The organism is Acinetobacter pecorum, assembly GCF_014837015.1.
GTDB lineage: Bacteria > Pseudomonadota > Gammaproteobacteria > Pseudomonadales > Moraxellaceae > Acinetobacter > Acinetobacter pecorum.
Map to the genome: position 1 here is coordinate 33,379 of NZ_JACSPT010000003.1, position 17,256 is coordinate 50,634.

Here is a 17,256-nt window from a genome sequence, read left to right on the forward strand (position 1 = left end):
ATTAGGGGTATCGCCAAGTGGTAAGGCACCGGGTTTTGATCTCGGCATCCGTTGGTTCGAATCCAGCTACCCCTGCCATTCTTCACCTGTAGATGTACTGTATTAGGGGTATCGCCAAGTGGTAAGGCACCGGGTTTTGATCTCGGCATCCGTTGGTTCGAATCCAGCTACCCCTGCCATCTTACAGTTCATCAATTTAGGGGCGTCGCCAAGTGGTAAGGCACCGGGTTTTGATCTCGGCATCCGTTGGTTCGAATCCAGCCGCCCCTGCCATTTTCTCGAAAAAAGACAGAGCACTCATTTGCTGTAAGACTGTTAATTTACCTTGACACTTTACCGCAAAAATATTAAAGTTCTGCCGCATTAGGGGTATCGCCAAGTGGTAAGGCACCGGGTTTTGATCTCGGCATCCGTTGGTTCGAATCCAGCTACCCCTGCCATCTATTCCCATATATCCCAACCGCCAAGGGTGCTTCATGCCCAATCTTGTCGTTTTTAGTGGATCTGCGCATCCACAATTCGCTCAAAAAGTCGTAAGTCACTTACATATTCCTCTAGGCGCTGCCTCTGTAGGTCAGTTCTCTGACGGTGAAATTGCTGTCGAGATTACTGAAAACGTTCGTGGTAAAGACGTATTTATCGTACAGCCTACTTGTGCCCCAACCAATGATAACCTGATGGAAATCCTGGTGATGGCTGATGCTTTGCGTCGTGCAAGTGCTGGTCGTATTACTGCCGTGATTCCTTATTTTGGTTATGCTCGTCAAGACCGTCGTCCACGTTCAAGCCGTGTGCCAATTACCGCTAAAGTCGTTGCAGACATGCTGACTACTGTCGGGATTGACCGCGTTGTGATGATCGACTTGCACGCTGACCAGATCCAAGGCTTCTTCGATATCCCTGTAGACAACATCTACGGTACTCCTGCGCTTTTAGCTGATCTTCGTCAGCAATCGCATCACAACCTGATGGTGGTTTCACCTGACGTGGGTGGTGTAGTGCGCGCACGTGCTGTTGCGAAACAAATGGGTGATATCGATCTTGCAATCATCGATAAACGTCGTCAAAAAGCGAATGAATCACAAGTGATGCATTTGATTGGTGATGTTAAAGATCGTGATTGTGTCATTGTTGATGACATGGTAGATACGGCTGGTACGCTATGCAAAGCTGCTGATGCATTGAAAACCTTCGGTGCTCGCAAGGTGGTTGCATATGCAACACATCCAGTACTTTCTGGTAAAGCACTTGAAAACTTAAAGAATTCTGTAATTGATGAACTGGTTGTGACTGATACCATTCCTCTTTCAGATGAAGCTTTAGCACTGGGTAAGATTCGCCAGGTTTCAGTAGCCAGCATGGTTGCCGAAACAATTCGTCGTATCAACAACGAAGAATCTATTAGCGCAATGTTCGATTCTTATCTATAATAGAGCGCTGAATTTTCAAAGCCCTGCCATTTGGTAGGGCTTTTACTCACCAGACTGGTCGCAAGTCTGGTTCATTTAACTTAAATAGGATGTCTATCATGGCAAACTTCGTATTAAACGCAGCAGCACGTGAAGAAGCAGTTCAAGGGAAAGGTGCGAGCCGCCGCCTTCGTCTTCAAGCTAAAGTTCCTGCAATCATCTACGGTGGTGAAGCTGCTCCTGTAGCAATTACTGTTGAGCTTCGTCAGCTTGTTAAATTCTTAGAAAACAATTCATTCTTTGAAGAAGTTATCGAAATTGATGTAGACGGTAAAGTTGAAAGCGTGAAAATCCAAGCGTTACAACGTCACCCAGCTAAAAACACACCAATGCACGCTGACTTCAAACGCGCATAAGTGTTAATGGTGTAAATTAGTGTCAAATATTTCACTGATTGTAGGTTTGGGTAACCCAGGTTCTGAGTATGCCCAAACCCGCCATAATGCAGGCTTCTGGTTCGTAGAACGCCTTGCAGACCAATATGGCATTAATCTTAAAAAAGACCCAAAATTCAACGGATTTAGCGGTCGTGGCAATATTGAAGGTCAAGACGTCCGTCTCCTTCTCCCAACAACTTTTATGAATCTTTCCGGTAAAAGTGTTGTTCCTTTCGCCAAATTCTACAATATCGCACCTGAATCAATCCTGATTGCCCATGATGAACTGGATATGAATCCTGGCATCATTCGCCTGAAAACTGGCGGTGGTCACGGGGGTCATAATGGTCTACGCGATATCGTGCCGCATATCGGTCCAAACTTCCATCGCCTTCGCATTGGCATTGGTCATCCAGGTGCCAAAGACCGTGTTTCCGGCCATGTGCTCAGTAAAGCGCCTAGCAGCGAACAGCGTTTAATGGATGATGCGATTTCCCATGCCCTCGCCCGCACAAAAATGCTGGTGAACGGTGAAGTACAGCAAGCCATGAATCAAATCAACGCATATAAGCCGAACTGAACATTCAAAAATTGCTGGACAATTCCGCTTGCCAGAAAGTTTATTTAAGCGCAAAATGCGTTTGCTCGATTGTTCACCATACAGCAAGCAAGATTGATTTAACCAAATGATCAAACTCTTAGGTCAACTCAGGGGACGCTAGCCATGCTATCTCGTTTATTAAAATGCAAAATTCACCGCGCTCACGTTACACATGCAGAACTACACTATGAAGGTTCATGTGCAATTGATGGCGTTTTGATGGATTTGGCTGGCATTCGTGAATACGAAGAAATTCATGTGTGGAACGTGACCAATGGTAAACGTTTTGCAACTTATGCAATTCGTGGCGAAGACAATTCAGGGATTATTTCTGTGAATGGTGGTGCTGCGCATCAGGCTGATGTTGGTGATATCGTAATTATTGCTACATTCGGTGATTTCACTGAAGCTGAAGCAAATGCTCACAAGCCACGCTTAGTCTATGCCAATCCAGACAATACCGTGAATCACACAGCAAACTGCATTCCGGTACAAGTTGCCTGAGGTTTTAGATAAGATTCTAAAAAGTCCGCGAAAAGCGGACTTTTTTTTATGGATGAATAAAAATAGAATTAACTCCCCTGCCACCAGTTTTTACGGCTTTCACAAGTTAAGGATTTAAGCTGATCATCAACCAGATCTGCCAGCAAAGCCTTGCCATCATCTTGTACTTTTAATTCGGCAAATTTGGCATTGCGATAACAAGGCTCAAGGCCTTCGGCGAACATAAAACTGTTGGCAGCCGGATAAAGCCCGTCAAATGTATTGCGCGGATTTTTCAGAACTAATCGGGCTAAAGTTTTAGACTGATCCAGCTCAGTTCGATTAAAACTGGTTTTAATAACTCTGCGCTGCCGATTCAGCTGTACATAGCTCATCACATGCGATTGATTGTTAAAATCATTGATACTGATCTCAGGTACAGGCTGTTGTGTAGCATCTTCAGGTGCTGTCGCACTAAAGTGCAGATTATAGTTCAAAGCCATATAATCCCCCTGCAGAATTGATCGCGGATCCACAGGAGCCAGCTCTACATAAATACTCTGGCTATGCCTTAAATGCCATTCATGTTGCAGAATCAACCCACAAAATAAGGCGATGCTAAAAATAGCCAAATGCAAAGGAAGAAACTTTTTCATATTGTCTCTCCTTGAGCATGTTGTGATTTTGGCTGTTTTAAAATATGGGCCAGCCCCAAGACTAATATTCCTGAGGCAAAAATGCTGATGCTTTTAAACAGGAAACTTAAACCCAGATTATAATACAGTATCCATAACCAGAAGATCAGCAGCAAGATGGATAAGGCCTGAATCAAAGACTGCCGATAGGCAATTGCCCAAGCCATCAACATCAAAATAACCAGAATCTCAAAATAGCCGAGCCAGATCAGGATTGTGCCCAAGACTGGAATCAGCCATAAATCATGCCGAGTAAATTGATGTCGCTGCACAAGTATAAAGCTGAATAACCAGATTATTGGCAGAATATAGAAGACCATGACATTTTCAGCACCATGTTCAGTTATCTGCCGATGATCCAAGTGGAATAGAGTTTGAAACACTGCCATGGCTGCCAGTACGCAAATGCTCCATAACTGGATACTTCGGCTATAGTGAGACTGCAACCAATACCCGGCAGCGACCAAAACCACGATCAGAACCAGCCAGTTGATCGACATGGCAATGGTCATCAGATGATCATTATGAAGCGCTGAATATAAAGCTATAATGGTCAGCACATGTGTCAATAGTAATTGCAGAAAGACGATCCACCAGTGCATGCGGCTTAAGATCGTGACTAACATAATTCCCAGCTGAATCAGCCAGATCAGCGGCCAACTTTCGGTTAGTAATTCGCTATGAATTAGGATAGCCGCCTGGCCACATACCCATAGACAATATGCAAACTGGCCCAGAAAAATAGAACTTTTGACACGAATCAGCCACCATGCAACCCCAATGAAGATAATCCCCATAAAAATGGAAAAACTTTCCCAATAAGTCAGCAGTAGAACTGCCAGGATCATACCGGCAATCCAGGCACCTAATGCCATTGGGATGACAGAAAATTTGCTCTTAGGTAACAGTTTCATCAGCACAGTACTGATTCCTGCAAACCAGCCGAAAATGAGAATCGCCAGCACAAGTAAACTCAAGGCCGACTCTTGCAGGTATTGCTGGGTCAGATCAAAAATCAGCACACTAAAACTCAGTGCCACACCTGCGACCAGCAAACTGGTTTCAAGCTGTTGCTGGCGAGCATAAAAATAGCGACTGAATAAAATTGGCAGGATCAATACCGAACCTAAATACCAGATCGAGTTCGAGTCGATAAATCGAAACATACTCAATATTGAAATGAATACAATAAGCAGAATAAACAGATAACGTAAGACCGGATAATAGCGCAGAGCAAAGAGAAAGCTTAATCCTGTAAAAATATTCAACATCAAAAAATAAGCTGTTTCAGCACGTATCAGCCAAAAGCTTTGTTTGAAATAAAAATACAGCGCCAGCTGGCTTACCAGACAAAATAAGACAAATACACCAATATTAGGCCGATACAGCCAAGGCAATAGCAACACAGCCCAAAGTAGAAATAACTGATAGCTGTCAGCACCCGTCTGATAAATCTGTCCAATGACAGCCAGACTCAGCCCCAGCATCAGAGCAGAAACAGCATCCAGACTTTGCCGCAAGGCAGCCTGGGTATCCAAGCGTATGCTCAGTATCGCTGAAGCAAGCAGTAAAATCTGAGGAATAAACAGCTGCACAAATTTCGGCAACATCCACCAGTTTGCTGCCAGCAGATATATGATACTGATGGCGATTAGCGCAATGCCAATGATCTGCAGGTATTGAATGACAACAGGTTGAATGAATAACAACGGTGAAAATGGATTGTCTGACTTATGCAATATTTTAGACATTCTAATCTGTGCACTTTTATTTGATTTTACCTTAACATGATTTTTGGCCGTAATTCCAGCCTAGGCCATAGAACCTGTCTTATCATTCAGTGTATCAATCTTAATTTTTTTAATTAAATAAGAACCTGATATATCCCATAAATGGCAATAATGACCAGGACCATACCGCACAATGCCAGCAAGTGTGGATATAGACGAGAATGACGCAAACGGTTAAAGCCCAAATAAACCAAAGATAAAGTCAGAAAATCCAGTACGATCCAGCTCAGGGTTAGCATTATTAAACTTAAATCCAGAGTGGGCGTAATCCCGATAAACTGGGGGAAAAAAGCCGCAAAGAAAATAATGTCTTTCGGATTAGAAATTCCGACCAGAAAACCTTGCTGAAAGCCGCCACGTACCGGAGATAACTTTTCTTGAATTGACTCTGCTTGCTCAAAGAAAACCTCCCGGAATATCTGCAGCCCCAGATAGCCGATATAGAGACAACCCAGCAGCTTGATGGCATCTAGCCAATGCGCATTGATAACCAGCAAACCTTTCAAACTTAATATAGATAAAGCAATTAAAACCAGAGAGGCGAAATTGGTGCCGAAAATGGTTCTTAAAGCCGCAGCATAGCCACCTTTTAATCCTGTGCTAGCAACCAGCAGCATCACCGGTCCCGGTGTGGCAATCATCAGGACGACGGCCAGACAATACAGGATATATTCACTGATATTCACGCCATTCCCTCAGCTGTTATTATTTTGCTGCATAAAAAAGAGGACTTAGTCCTCCTCTTGCATATGCATCAGATGTTGCCTGATGCCGTCTGCCCGTAGAAAAGCCAGGTCATAGCTGGCGGTAGCCAAGGCCAAAATACGGCGTTCGAACTCATCCCAAAGTGGGCGCACCTGCTTATAATGAATACCCAATCCACTATCGTCAGTAAAATGCCGGTTTTTCTCACACAGCTTTAACGCGTGATACAGCTTGCGCCCTTTGGAAGCATCATTACGCAAACGTACCCGTTTTGAGAGCACAAAAGCCTGTACCCTGGCAAGATCGGCATGCGGCAACAGTGGTACCAGAATCTGGTCCAGTTGCGCATCCAGACGCTGCCACACGGCACGATGCTGCTCGGCACTATACGTATTCCAGTGAATTACTTCATGATTAAAACGGCGGCAACCACGACATACCGCATCACCAAATACGGTCGAGCAACGCCCTGCACATGGGGTTAATGACGCAATACGACGATCTGAACTCAAAACATACTCCAAAGATACTGCAACTTTCAGTATCTGCATTACTGCACAAAATCCTAGGTCGGGCATGACTATACACGCTCTCCTCCCTGAATTGAAGACTGTTAAAAGCCTCGTGTTTTACTCGCTTATTCACTCGAATCAAGCTAAAATGTGCGCCTTTCAAATATCATGCTACGTTGGAGTATTCCATGAACGCTACTGTAGAACAGCTTGCACCTGTAGAACAGCAAGCGACGACTGGTTGGGTTGTTGCCGCACTTTATCAATTCAAAGAAGTTCAAGATCCTGCCGATCTTCAGCAACGTCTTTTGGACCTGGTAAAATCCATCAACCTTTGCGGTACTCTAATTGTGGCAGGTGAAGGCATCAACGGTACAGTTGCAGGTGACCGTGCATCGATTGATCAAATTCACCAGTTCCTTCTAAATGAAGGTTTTAACGGAATGGAATACAAAGAATCTGACAGTTCTGAAAAGCCATTCCGTAAAATGAAAATTAAATTAAAAAAAGAAATCGTGACTTTGGGTGTGGAAGTGAAACCGCGTGATTTAGTCGGCCACTATCTTGATCCGAAAGAATGGAATGAGCTGATTGCACGTGATGACGTGATTCTAGTTGATACCCGTAACGATTACGAATACAAGGCAGGGACTTTCAAAGGTGCGATTGATCCGAAAACTGAAAGCTTCCGCGAATTCCCTGAATATGTGAAAAATAATCTGGAACAGCACAAAGACAAGAAAATTGCCATGTTCTGTACTGGTGGTATTCGTTGTGAAAAATCTACTTCACTTCTACTGCAAGAAGGCTTTACAGAAGTGTATCACCTGAAAGGTGGCATTCTAAAATACCTGGAAGAAACCCCGGCTGAAGAAAGCATGTGGGAAGGTGAATGCTTCGTTTTTGACGGGCGTACTGCTGTAACACATGGTGTTGAAGAAGGTCAAAATACCAAATGTCATGCTTGTGGCTGGCCTTTACTTCCAGAAGAAGTGGCCTTACCAAGTTATGAACATGGCGTCTCTTGTGTGTACTGTATTGATAAGACCACAGAGAAACAAAAAGAGAGTTTCCGTATGCGTCAGTCACAAATTTTAGCGGCGAAACGTAAACGTCTTTAATTCTATCTTTTGTAATAAAATCATATAAAAACCCTCTTCGGAGGGTTTTTTGTTTACATAAAAATTACAACTGTAATAAAACTCTTACCAATCCTTTACCAAGAACCTCATTTTTTTTCAAACAAGATTGTTAGTCTAATGATACGGTGATTTACATGCTAAGTCTTTCATTATTAACTGAAATTTTTAAATGAAAAGGAATATAAAATGCCAGGCTCACTTGCTCAAAATTCAGAAAATATGGTTCATTTCCAACCTCAAGAAAATATAAAGCTGCAACGACTTCATCAAATTACTGAGGAGCTTGAACATCAGTCACATTTATTTGTCGTTATTCTGGGAACGGTTATTGGCGCGATTTTGGCGCTGTTCATTGGTTACCATATCAATACCGGTATCATACATTTTATCCTGCTGAGTATTTTGCCGGTGTGCTTGGCCTATTTCTTACGTAAAGTTTATATTTATACGCTGACGCATAGCTGATTCTGTCTGAGCATTTATATTCCAAGACTTTACCGCACCAAAAATACTGCTTAGGATACAGGCAGTATTTTTTATTTTGCCAATCATATGAATCTGACCGAATGGATTATTTCCATCATGGAGCAACTGGGCTACTGGGGCATCGCCCTGCTCATGTTCCTGGACAATGTCTTCCCGCCCATCCCGTCTGAAATCATTATGCCTTCTGCGGGCTATTCAGCCTCTCAAGGTGAGCTGGTACTGGTTGGAGTAATCATAGCTGGCTGTATCGGCTCCTTACTAGCAGCTGCTTTGCTGTACTGGATTGGCTATAAATTCAACCATGACTCTATTTTTAAATTTGTCGATCGTTATGGCAAATATTTATTTATTAAATCAGAAGATGTAAAAAAATCATTGAGTTGGTTTGAGCAGTACGGTCACCGGATTGTGTTTTTTGGCCGCATGATTCCTGCTGTTCGCTCCTTGATCAGTATTCCTGCAGGTATGAGTCATATGCCTTTCTGGAAATTCATGTTCTATAGCGCACTTGGAACCATCATCTGGACCACATTTCTGGCCTGTGTCGGGTTTTATTTTGGCGAAAACCAGCAGTTGATGCATCAGATTTTCAGTAAAGTCAGTTATGTGATTATTGCGATTGTTATCGTAATTATTGCCTGGGCTTTCTATCGTAGACAGCAGCGTAAAAATCGTCCATCCTGAATACACCTCAGCATAAGGAGGTCAAAACGATGTCGCATTATCTGAAATATTTTGCCACCGTTTATCTGATCTTGGTTCTATTGGTGGGCCTATTCGTCTATTTATTTGGTCTGGGCGCTATTCTCCTGATTCCTGCACTGATTGCTTCGGCCTTTCTCAGTGCCAGGTACTTCGTTAAACACCAACACCGCTTGCCAACCCAGAAGGAGAAAAAACCACTCATCTGGGGTTCTACGATTATTGCCATGACCTTTGAGTTTATATTTTTATTTGTGCTGATCTGGATGTCCCCTCAGACAGATGAAATTTATAGAACCATCGCCTATACAGGAAGAGGACCCAATTCATTTCTGGTGGCTGTCAGCATTGCCTTACATGCCTTGCTGTTCCATATCGCCTACAATGGTTATGCCCGCTATAGTTTGTCCAAACGCGCAGGCCTGGAGAAAAACCGGGATTGAATATCTTTGCCCATGTAAAAGTCCAAAGCTAAAAAAAGCACCGTACGGTGCTTTTTTTATGAATTATTCTGGCGTGTGGTACATCAGATACAATTCATTCAGGTTTTCTGGAATTTCTTCTGCAAGCTCATCCATTAACTGGCCGTTGCGACGGAAAGTTTCCATTTGTGGATCTTCATCATCGATGCCGCTGAAGACCATGATTGGCAAGGTTAAATCAACCAGTTGTTCTTCAAACTCTTCAGTAAACCAAGCCTCTTCGTTCAGGAACATGGCATCTACAAAGCCCACGCTCCAGTCACCCAAGCTTGATTCGGTATCTGCTTCTTCAATTTCAAATGGGAATGTAATCCCTTCTTCATTGGCTAAGCTTTGACGAATAGACTCTAACCATGCTTTCACCTGACTGATGATTTCTGCAGGCACTTTCTTTTGATTGTTATCAAAAAGTTCGTCTAACCATTTGTCAAATTTTGGGCCTACTGCAATAGCACATAAGAAACCATGGGTTGCTGCGAAATCTAGACCGTGTTCATTCTGGTCACCATCTAGATACTCACTCAACAGGTCTAAATCTAAAGCACTCATCTAACATCCAAACTTAGAAAACCGAAAGGTTTAGCATAGCATTTATTCAGGCGATGCTAAATCCGAATTCGTTAATCTTCGTCATCAAAGTCATCGTCATCGTCGAAGTCGTAGTCAAAATCTTTGAGTTCGCGTTCCAAGCGACGCTGTGAAAGTAAATCATCAATCAGACGACGTTTTTCCAACGACTCTTTGGCACTCAGCTTACTGGAAGCCTCATCGAAATTAACATCATCCTCACCGAAGTTATCATCTAGTTCAAAATCTGTAGAAGACACTAAAACTTCCTCATAGTGAAAAATGTAAATGGTTTTAGCGCTATTTATCTTGCCTATAATCACAAGTCAAGTTTTATTTAAATTTTCCTATGTTAAAATTGTAAATAGGGCTTTTTTTCTAGCTCCATTGTGTGGCATGATATAATCCACCCTGCGTCCTTATGTTTTTTGACTACACATTTTTTTGGTCAAATATACATATGCATGGGTTGGACTTGAAAATAACAAATTCATCCCCACCTTAAATTACTGAATTTCATTTTAAATATTTTATCAGTGAGCTTTAATGCTAATTACCCTGATGAAATAAGTAGGCTATTCACTAAATTTAATGAGCTTAAATCGTGCATACATAGTTGTACGATTTTTTTACTATCACAGATTCAACGAAGAGTAAGCAAAAGATGAGCGATATGACTTCCCCTACTTCTCAAGTAGCGGCTCTGATTAGCCGAGGCAAAGAACAAGGTTACTTAACCTTCGCTGAGGTTAACGATCATCTGCCGGACTCCATCACAGAAAGCGAGCAGATTGAAGACATTATTCAGATGCTGAATGATGTGGGTATTCCTGTACATGATCGCGCGCCTGAATCTGATGATACGATGTTCGAGGACACTGCAGAAGCTGCCGATGAAGTTGCGGAGGAAGAAGCTGCAGCAGTACTTGCATCTGTAGAAAATGAGCCAGGTCGTACAACTGACCCAGTGCGTATGTATATGCGTGAAATGGGTACCGTAGAGCTTTTAACACGTGAAGGCGAAATTAGCATTGCAAAACGCATCGAAGAAGGTATTCGTGATGTTTTGCATTCAATTGCTTACTGGCCAAATGCGGTTGAAGTAGTACTGCAAGAATACAAAGATTATGAAGCGGGTGAACGCCGTCTTGCTGACCTTTTATCCGGTTATTTAGATCCCGAGTCAGATGAAGAAATTCCTGAAGTTCTAGAAGAAGAAGCCGTTATTGCTGATGAGACTGACTCGACCAAATCAACCAAAGACGTAAAACTGGACGATGATGAAGAGGAAGAAGAAGCTGAGTCAGATGACGAATCAGAAGCAGATTCTGGACCAGATCCTGAAATTGCCAAAGCGCGTTTCACTGAACTCGAAAATGCGTGGCTGAATACCAAATCAGCCATTGAAAAATATGGTCGTGACAGCAAACAGGCTGAAGAAGCCTTGCAGGCCCTTGCCACCGTATTTATGATGTTCAAATTCACTCCGCGTCTATTTGATATCATTTCTGAAATGATTCGTGGCACGCATGACCAGATTCGTGGTGCAGAACGTGAAGTGATGCGTTATGCGGTACGCCGTGGCCGCATGGACCGTACCCAGTTCCGTACCAGCTTCCCTGGTCAGGAATCGAATCCGGCCTGGTTAGACGAACAGATCGCGAAAACACCAGCAGACCAGAGAGCCTATCTGGAAAAAGTACGTCCAGACGTATTGGCCTTTCAGCAAAAGATTGCCGATATCGAGAAAGAGCTAGGTCTTGATGTGAAAGGCATTAAAGACATTGCCAAACGCATGGCTGTGGGGGAAGCAAAAGCACGTCGTGCCAAGAAGGAAATGGTTGAAGCAAACTTGCGTCTGGTAATTTCGATTGCCAAGAAATACACCAACCGTGGTTTGCAGTTCCTGGATCTGATTCAGGAAGGTAACATCGGTCTGATGAAAGCGGTAGACAAGTTTGAATACCGTCGTGGTTATAAGTTCTCGACCTATGCCACTTGGTGGATTCGTCAGGCAATTACCCGTTCGATTGCGGATCAGGCACGTACCATTCGTATTCCGGTCCATATGATCGAAACGATTAACAAGATCAACCGTGTATCTCGTCAGCTTCTACAGGAAATGGGACGTGAACCGACTCCTGAAGAACTGGGTGAACGTCTGGAAATGGACGAGGTCAAAGTACGTAAAGTTCTGAAGATTGCGAAAGAACCAATTTCGATGGAAACCCCAATCGGTGATGATGAAGATTCGCATCTGGGTGACTTCATTGAAGACAGCAATATCACTTCACCGATTGATGCGGCAACATCTGAAGGCCTGAAAGAAGCAACACGTGAAGTTCTGGAAAACCTCACTGAACGTGAAGCCAAAGTCCTGAAAATGCGTTTTGGTATCGACATGCCGACCGACCATACTTTGGAAGAGGTAGGTAAACAGTTTGACGTGACACGTGAACGTATTCGTCAGATTGAAGCGAAGGCGTTACGCAAGCTTCGTCATCCATCGCGTTCTGAACACTTACGTTCATTCCTTGAGAATGATTAAGATTTGATGCTTGATGTGGAGACTTGAAATTTAATCATCAGTCTCCATTTTAAGTAGCTAAGACAGACCCAAACGCCTGCATCATTGCAGGCGTTTCAAATCAGGGGGACTACCATGTTAGACCGTACACCATCTCGCGAACTTCAAGAACATCTTTGGGTGTTCCCAATGGACTATCCAATTAAATTAATTGGTTTGGCTGGCGAAGAACTCCATCAGGCCGTGAATGATATTTTTGTAAAGCATTTTCCTGACTTTGATGGCAGCCAAATGACTGTGACGCCTTCACGTACTGGTAAATATCATTCGATCACTGCCCAGCTGCGCTTCCTGGAACTAGAACAGGTTCATGCAGTATATGCTGACTTGGCAGCATGTCCGTTGATTAAAACAGCACTTTAATCAAAAACACAAAAGACACGCTTCCGGGCGTGTTTATTTATGCCCATTCAAAGCTGAGCTATGGCTTAAATATTGTTGATCTCACCCCTATTTCATGCCGAAATCATTATAATTATTGGCAGTATTTTTCATTATCAAGGACCCTCCCTGTGACTGATGCGCTGCAAAAGCCCGAGCTGATCATTCGTCAATATCATGATCTTACCCTGTATGAAGATCGTTTTCTGGAAATGAAAGCATTTACGGAAACGCGTGACGAAAATAGCCCTGATCAATTGTGGATTCTGCAACATCATGATGTCCTTACCCAGGGTCAGGCAGGTAAACCAGAACATATTCTAATACCTAGCAGTATTCCGGTAATTCAGACCGATCGTGGTGGTCAGGTCACTTGGCATGGTCCAGGCCAGTTGGTGGCTTATTTCATGTTTGACCTGAATCGCCTGGGCTGGAATGTGCGCACACTAGTGTCTTATGCTGAAAACCTGATGATTGATCTACTAAAAAAATATGGCATCGATGCCTATGCCAAACCAGATGCACCCGGGGTATATGTGGCTGAGCGCAAAATAGGTTCTCTCGGTTTTAAAATTCGTAAAGGCCGCAGTTATCATGGTCTTTCCTTGAATCTGGATTGTGACCTGAGCGGATTCAATACCATTAATCCTTGTGGATATGCAGGACTAGAAATGGTACGCATGAGTGACCTCCTAGACCAGCCGCCCCAATTCAATCAGTTGTGCACTGAAATTATTGAAACTTTGCACCACAGCGGTTACTTTAATCAGGTAACTGTCGAGCAAAGATAAAGCCTTTGCATTTCACCCTTAAATAAATTAGAGTATTTACTCTAAACCAATAATATTGAGATAGGGATCATCACGTGATTGCAACTAAATCCGTAAAACCCGCTTTGCAGCTTGCCTATGTCAAACTCATGATGGATGTGATTGGCCGAGGTCTGGTCATGGCAAGTCAGGTGGATGAAGAAATAAAACAGGAAGTGTCTAATTTTCCAGTGAATTTTAGTCTTTCCATGAAAGTTTTTCCGCACGGCCCGGCCTTTGTGGCGCGGGTCACTCAGGATAAACAACTGGAACTGGTGAAAAATCTGGAAAAAGCGCCCGATCTGACCATTACCTTTAAGCACCTGCACCATGCCTTTTTAGTATTTTCTTTTCAGGAAAGTACCTCTCAAGCTTTTGCCAATGACCGCATGATTGCTGATGGCGATATTTCCAATGCCATTCGTCTAGTTCGCTGCCTGAATAAAATGGAAGCCCTGATTTTGCCGAAAATGGTGGCTCAACTGGCTGTTAAAGAATATCCAAACAATCTGAGCCTAAAAGAAAAACTAAGTGAAGCGAGCAGCATTTATCTGAAAATCGCTCAATCCTATTTGAAACGGAGTGTATAACATGGCTAAACCTTATTATGAATTTTTCTGTCCGGTCAAAATAATTGCCGGCCATGCCGCGTTAGAACATATTCCGTTTGAACTTGCAACCTTGGGAGCAAAACGTCCGCTGATCATTACTGATAAAGGTGTGCGCGCCAACAATCTGCTGGCACCGATTGAAGCTGCATTTGAAATGGCAGATGCTGCAATTGTCGCCATTTTTGATGATGTACCACCCGACTCCAGTTTGGGTACAGTTCGCAGTGCGGCAAAGCTATACCGTGAAAATTACTGTGATGCGATCATTGCCGTGGGCGGTGGTTCAGTTATTGACACCTCCAAAGCGACCAATATTCTGGTCTCTGAAGGGGGTGATGATCTGCTGAAATACTCAGGTGCACATAACCTGCCCAAACCGCTGAAACCGTTCTTTGTAATTCCAACCACTTCAGGTACAGGTTCAGAAGTGACCATGGTCGCTGTCGTGTCGGATACTGAAAAGAATGTCAAAATGCCGTTCGCTTCTTATTATCTGATGCCGCATGCCGCGATTCTAGATCCACGCATGACCCAGACCTTGCCGCCGCATTTAACTGCCATGACTGCGATGGACGCCATGACCCATGCAGTCGAAGCTTATACTTGTATGGCAGCCAATCCGATTTCGGATGCCTATGCGACCGCTGCCGTCAAGAAGATCAGCACCCACCTATTTAATGTATTGGACAATCCTACCGATGCACAAGGCCGTCTGGAACTGGCTCAGGCATCGACCATGGCGGGCATTGCATTTTCCAACTCAATGGTGGGCATTGTACATTCTCTCGGTCACTCATTAGGTGCAGTGGCTCACTTGCCGCATGGTTTATGCATGAACCTATTCCTGCCTTATGTGCTGGAATACAACAAAGATGTCAATGGTGACAAAATTGCAGATCTACTCTTACCTTTGGCTGGTGCAGATATTTATGCACAAACACCGGCGCATCTACGTGCTGACAAAACCATTGCAACGATTATGACCATGCGTGACCGGATTTACAGTCTGACCAAATTACCACGTACATTACGTGAAACCGGTAAGATTTCTGAAGCCCAGCTCGATGAAGTTGCTGAAAAAGCACTAAATGATGGTTCCATCATTTACAACCCGAAAGAAGCCAACTTGGAAGATTTAAAATCAATCTTAAAAAAGGCTTGGTAATTACTGAAAAATAAGCCAATATAGCAAAAATTTAAAGCCTGATGTTTTTTTAGACATCGGGCTTTTATCTTGCAGGAAATAGCCGTTTTTTGCTACGAATGGCACACTTCGTGCAAATCTAAATTTAAAAAATAGCTAGCAAAAGCCGTAATTTTAAAGTAGATTGGCGCGCTTTTATAGAAAATTGTAGGGGGGATCGTTCGTCTCAAACGATCCTTATTAAATATGACTGATCCTTGATCAACGATTAAGAGGATAACGCCGTTGACAAATTTCTCTGGGACTCAATCGGCAGCTAAACTGCAAAAAACGCTAGGACTCTGGCACATCATTATTATTGGTTTAGCTTACATTCAACCCATGACCTTATTTGATACCTTTGGTTTGGTATCTGAAGAAAGTCATTTGCATGTTCCTACTTCTTACATCATTGCCCTCATTGCAATTTTGTTTACATCGATCAGCTATGGTCACATGATTCGTCGCTATCCTTCTTCGGGTTCGGCCTATACCTATGCGCAAAAATCGATTCACCCGAATATTGGCTTTATGGTGGGATGGTCTTCATGGCTTGATTATCTGTTATCACCAATGGTCAACATTATCTTGGCGGTGATCTATCTTGAGGCTTTGTTCCCGGATGTCAACCACTGGGTCTGGGTCGTCGTATTGACTGCCTTCATGACCGGGGTAAACTTGCGCGGTGCACGCTTCGTGGCCAACTTTAACAGTCTGATCGTACTGGTACAGTTACTGGTTATCGGCATCTTTACCTGGATGGTGTTTACCAAACTGCAGGCAGGCTTCAATGCCGATGGTCCGATCACGGCTGAACAGCGTTACCAGCTTTGGAGTCTCGAGCCTTTCTGGAATGAACTGACATCAGTCGGTGCACTGATTACCGGTGCAACTTTACTATGCTTCTCATTCACTGGTTTTGACTCTTTAAGTTCTCTGGCAGAAGAAACCAAAGACACTGAAAAAACTTTGCCTAAAGCAATTTTCCTGACTGCTTTAATCGCCGGGATTATTTTCATTATTAGCACGTATTTCATGCAGCTGTACTTCCCTTCTAATCCAGGTTCTTATTTTAAGAATATTGCTGAAACTCAGCCAGAAATCCTATTACTCGTAGGCGGTTCATTGTTCCAGTCTTATGTTCTGACTTTTGCAATCATTACAGTAATGGCATCAGGGATCTCAGCACATGCAGGTGTATCTCGTCTGATGTATGTAATGGGTCGTGATGGCGTGATCAATAAGAAGATCTTTGGTCATATTAGCCCGAAAAGCTACACGCCAAACTACAATATTCTGATTGTCGGTGCTGTGGCCTTAACGGCAGGCTTCATGGATCTGGATATCGTCATTTCAATGATCAGCTTCGGTGCCTTGACAGCGTTTACTTTCGTTAACCTGTCGGTGATTTCACGTTATGCACTGCGAGATGGCCGCACTAAAACTGCGAAAGACATTTTCAGCTTCGTGGTCATTCCAATGCTTGGTTTTTTCAGTATCTTTGCAATGTGGCTGGAAATTGAAGAAACTGCGCTGAAATACGGTTTATGGTGGGCGATGTTCGGTATTCTGTACTTGGGCTACAAAACCAAGGGCTTTAAGCACCCTGCTCCACAACATAACGAATTTGAATAATCGGTATTGTTCATCCTTAAAAAAGGCGCTTCATGCGCC

General features: G+C 43.4%; 20 protein-coding genes and 4 tRNA genes. 18 read left to right on the top strand and 6 right to left on the bottom strand.

From position 1 onward, the window contains the following. Positions 1–3: 3 nt before the first annotated feature. From H9629_RS03205 to panD, 8 genes are all read left to right on the top strand, one after another. Positions 4–78 (top strand) — tRNA-Gln (locus tag H9629_RS03205). A 26-nt stretch (positions 79–104) separates the two neighbouring features. Next, positions 105–179: transfer RNA gene (locus H9629_RS03210), tRNA-Gln, on the top strand. A 19-nt stretch (positions 180–198) separates the two neighbouring features. Then, positions 199–273, top strand: a tRNA-Gln gene (locus tag H9629_RS03215). 92 nt (positions 274–365) lie between these two features. After that, a tRNA-Gln gene (locus tag H9629_RS03220) sits at positions 366–440 on the top strand. 36 nt (positions 441–476) lie between these two features. Beyond that, complete coding sequence (locus H9629_RS03225) at positions 477–1,430, top strand: ribose-phosphate pyrophosphokinase (protein WP_064096350.1); 954 nt, start codon at positions 477–479, stop codon at positions 1,428–1,430. 98 nt (positions 1,431–1,528) lie between these two features. Continuing rightward, positions 1,529–1,825: a 50S ribosomal protein L25 gene (gene rplY / locus H9629_RS03230; RefSeq protein ID WP_004645781.1), complete on the top strand. Its 297-nt coding sequence runs from the start codon at positions 1,529–1,531 to the stop codon at positions 1,823–1,825. A 19-nt stretch (positions 1,826–1,844) separates the two neighbouring features. Beyond that, positions 1,845–2,426 (top strand): aminoacyl-tRNA hydrolase, encoded by a 582-nt coding sequence (pth, locus tag H9629_RS03235; protein WP_064096351.1) that lies wholly within the window; start codon positions 1,845–1,847, stop codon positions 2,424–2,426. A 144-nt stretch (positions 2,427–2,570) separates the two neighbouring features. Next, complete coding sequence (gene panD, locus H9629_RS03240; RefSeq protein ID WP_008307603.1) at positions 2,571–2,951, top strand: aspartate 1-decarboxylase; 381 nt, start codon at positions 2,571–2,573, stop codon at positions 2,949–2,951. A 68-nt stretch (positions 2,952–3,019) separates the two neighbouring features. On the opposite strand, the gene H9629_RS03245 is transcribed toward panD, so the two are convergent. From H9629_RS03245 to H9629_RS03260, 4 genes are all read right to left on the bottom strand, one after another. Continuing rightward, positions 3,020–3,586 carry a GDYXXLXY domain-containing protein gene (locus tag H9629_RS03245; protein WP_191730542.1) on the bottom strand — a complete coding sequence of 189 codons (567 nt, stop codon included), beginning with the start codon at positions 3,584–3,586 and terminating at the stop codon, positions 3,020–3,022. After that, positions 3,583–5,376 carry a DUF2157 domain-containing protein gene (locus tag H9629_RS03250; RefSeq protein WP_191730543.1) on the bottom strand — a complete coding sequence of 598 codons (1,794 nt, stop codon included), beginning with the start codon at positions 5,374–5,376 and terminating at the stop codon, positions 3,583–3,585. Before H9629_RS03250 ends, H9629_RS03245 begins: the two co-directional genes overlap by 4 nt. 113 nt (positions 5,377–5,489) lie before the next feature. Then, complete coding sequence (locus tag H9629_RS03255) at positions 5,490–6,101, bottom strand: LysE family translocator (protein WP_064102439.1); 612 nt, start codon at positions 6,099–6,101, stop codon at positions 5,490–5,492. A 45-nt stretch (positions 6,102–6,146) separates the two neighbouring features. After that, positions 6,147–6,632 carry a DUF1289 domain-containing protein gene (locus tag H9629_RS03260; protein WP_064102547.1) on the bottom strand — a complete coding sequence of 162 codons (486 nt, stop codon included), beginning with the start codon at positions 6,630–6,632 and terminating at the stop codon, positions 6,147–6,149. Positions 6,633–6,820: 188 nt separating this feature from the next. Between H9629_RS03260 and trhO the strand changes: the two genes are divergently transcribed. From trhO to H9629_RS03280, 4 genes are all read left to right on the top strand, one after another. After that, on the top strand, positions 6,821–7,753 hold the full coding sequence (trhO, locus tag H9629_RS03265) for an oxygen-dependent tRNA uridine(34) hydroxylase TrhO (RefSeq protein ID WP_191730544.1): 933 nt from the start codon (positions 6,821–6,823) through the stop codon (positions 7,751–7,753). A gap of 207 nt (positions 7,754–7,960) precedes the next feature. After that, a complete protein-coding gene (locus H9629_RS03270) occupies positions 7,961–8,239 on the top strand; it encodes an FUSC family protein (RefSeq protein ID WP_191730545.1) in 279 nt (92 codons plus the stop codon). Positions 8,240–8,326: 87 nt separating this feature from the next. After that, positions 8,327–8,944 carry a DedA family protein gene (locus H9629_RS03275; RefSeq protein WP_064102442.1) on the top strand — a complete coding sequence of 206 codons (618 nt, stop codon included), beginning with the start codon at positions 8,327–8,329 and terminating at the stop codon, positions 8,942–8,944. 29 nt (positions 8,945–8,973) lie between these two features. Then, on the top strand, positions 8,974–9,405 hold the full coding sequence (locus H9629_RS03280) for an ABZJ_00895 family protein (RefSeq protein WP_064096357.1): 432 nt from the start codon (positions 8,974–8,976) through the stop codon (positions 9,403–9,405). A gap of 63 nt (positions 9,406–9,468) precedes the next feature. Here the strand turns inward: H9629_RS03280 and H9629_RS03285 are convergent, their stop codons facing one another. Together H9629_RS03285 and H9629_RS03290 are read right to left on the bottom strand one after the other, a co-directional pair. After that, on the bottom strand, positions 9,469–9,993 hold the full coding sequence (locus H9629_RS03285) for a YecA/YgfB family protein (protein WP_064096358.1): 525 nt from the start codon (positions 9,991–9,993) through the stop codon (positions 9,469–9,471). 71 nt (positions 9,994–10,064) lie between these two features. Beyond that, on the bottom strand, positions 10,065–10,271 hold the full coding sequence (locus H9629_RS03290; protein WP_064096359.1) for a PA3496 family putative envelope integrity protein: 207 nt from the start codon (positions 10,269–10,271) through the stop codon (positions 10,065–10,067). A gap of 374 nt (positions 10,272–10,645) precedes the next feature. Here H9629_RS03290 and rpoD point away from each other — a divergent pair, with 374 nt between their 5' ends. The 6 genes from rpoD to H9629_RS03320 all read left to right on the top strand — a co-directional run bounded on the left by rpoD (position 10,646) and on the right by H9629_RS03320 (position 17,217). After that, on the top strand, positions 10,646–12,559 hold the full coding sequence (rpoD, locus tag H9629_RS03295; protein ID WP_264753795.1) for an RNA polymerase sigma factor RpoD: 1,914 nt from the start codon (positions 10,646–10,648) through the stop codon (positions 12,557–12,559). A 114-nt stretch (positions 12,560–12,673) separates the two neighbouring features. Beyond that, positions 12,674–12,961, top strand: a complete 288-nt coding sequence (locus tag H9629_RS03300) for a YbeD family protein (protein ID WP_064096361.1) — start codon at positions 12,674–12,676, stop codon at positions 12,959–12,961. Between the two features lie 149 nt (positions 12,962–13,110). After that, positions 13,111–13,770 (top strand): lipoyl(octanoyl) transferase LipB, encoded by a 660-nt coding sequence (lipB, locus tag H9629_RS03305; protein ID WP_064096362.1) that lies wholly within the window; start codon positions 13,111–13,113, stop codon positions 13,768–13,770. 74 nt (positions 13,771–13,844) lie between these two features. Further along, positions 13,845–14,378: a hypothetical protein gene (locus H9629_RS03310; protein ID WP_064102445.1), complete on the top strand. Its 534-nt coding sequence runs from the start codon at positions 13,845–13,847 to the stop codon at positions 14,376–14,378. 1 nt (position 14,379) lies between these two features. Continuing rightward, complete coding sequence (locus tag H9629_RS03315) at positions 14,380–15,564, top strand: iron-containing alcohol dehydrogenase (protein WP_064096364.1); 1,185 nt, start codon at positions 14,380–14,382, stop codon at positions 15,562–15,564. Positions 15,565–15,828: 264 nt separating this feature from the next. Beyond that, positions 15,829–17,217, top strand: coding sequence for an APC family permease (locus H9629_RS03320; RefSeq protein WP_064096365.1), 1,389 nt, complete (start codon positions 15,829–15,831; stop codon positions 17,215–17,217). The last annotated feature ends 39 nt before the right edge of the window (positions 17,218–17,256 follow it).

What these genes read in the sequence shown, in the direction of transcription:
- H9629_RS03225 (WP_064096350.1), top strand. Translation starts at nt 477, where the DNA reads ATGCCCAATCTTGTCGTTTTTAGTGGATCTGCGCATCCACAATTCGCT.
- rplY (WP_004645781.1), top strand. Translation starts at nt 1,529, where the DNA reads ATGGCAAACTTCGTATTAAACGCAGCAGCACGTGAAGAAGCAGTTCAA.
- panD (WP_008307603.1), top strand. Translation starts at nt 2,571, where the DNA reads ATGCTATCTCGTTTATTAAAATGCAAAATTCACCGCGCTCACGTTACA.
- H9629_RS03245 (WP_191730542.1), bottom strand. Translation starts at nt 3,586, where the DNA reads ATGAAAAAGTTTCTTCCTTTGCATTTGGCTATTTTTAGCATCGCCTTA.
- H9629_RS03250 (WP_191730543.1), bottom strand. Translation starts at nt 5,376, where the DNA reads ATGTCTAAAATATTGCATAAGTCAGACAATCCATTTTCACCGTTGTTA.
- trhO (WP_191730544.1), top strand. Translation starts at nt 6,821, where the DNA reads ATGAACGCTACTGTAGAACAGCTTGCACCTGTAGAACAGCAAGCGACG.
- H9629_RS03270 (WP_191730545.1), top strand. Translation starts at nt 7,961, where the DNA reads ATGCCAGGCTCACTTGCTCAAAATTCAGAAAATATGGTTCATTTCCAA.
- H9629_RS03275 (WP_064102442.1), top strand. Translation starts at nt 8,327, where the DNA reads ATGAATCTGACCGAATGGATTATTTCCATCATGGAGCAACTGGGCTAC.
- H9629_RS03280 (WP_064096357.1), top strand. Translation starts at nt 8,974, where the DNA reads ATGTCGCATTATCTGAAATATTTTGCCACCGTTTATCTGATCTTGGTT.
- H9629_RS03285 (WP_064096358.1), bottom strand. Translation starts at nt 9,993, where the DNA reads ATGAGTGCTTTAGATTTAGACCTGTTGAGTGAGTATCTAGATGGTGAC.
- H9629_RS03300 (WP_064096361.1), top strand. Translation starts at nt 12,674, where the DNA reads ATGTTAGACCGTACACCATCTCGCGAACTTCAAGAACATCTTTGGGTG.
- H9629_RS03315 (WP_064096364.1), top strand. Translation starts at nt 14,380, where the DNA reads ATGGCTAAACCTTATTATGAATTTTTCTGTCCGGTCAAAATAATTGCC.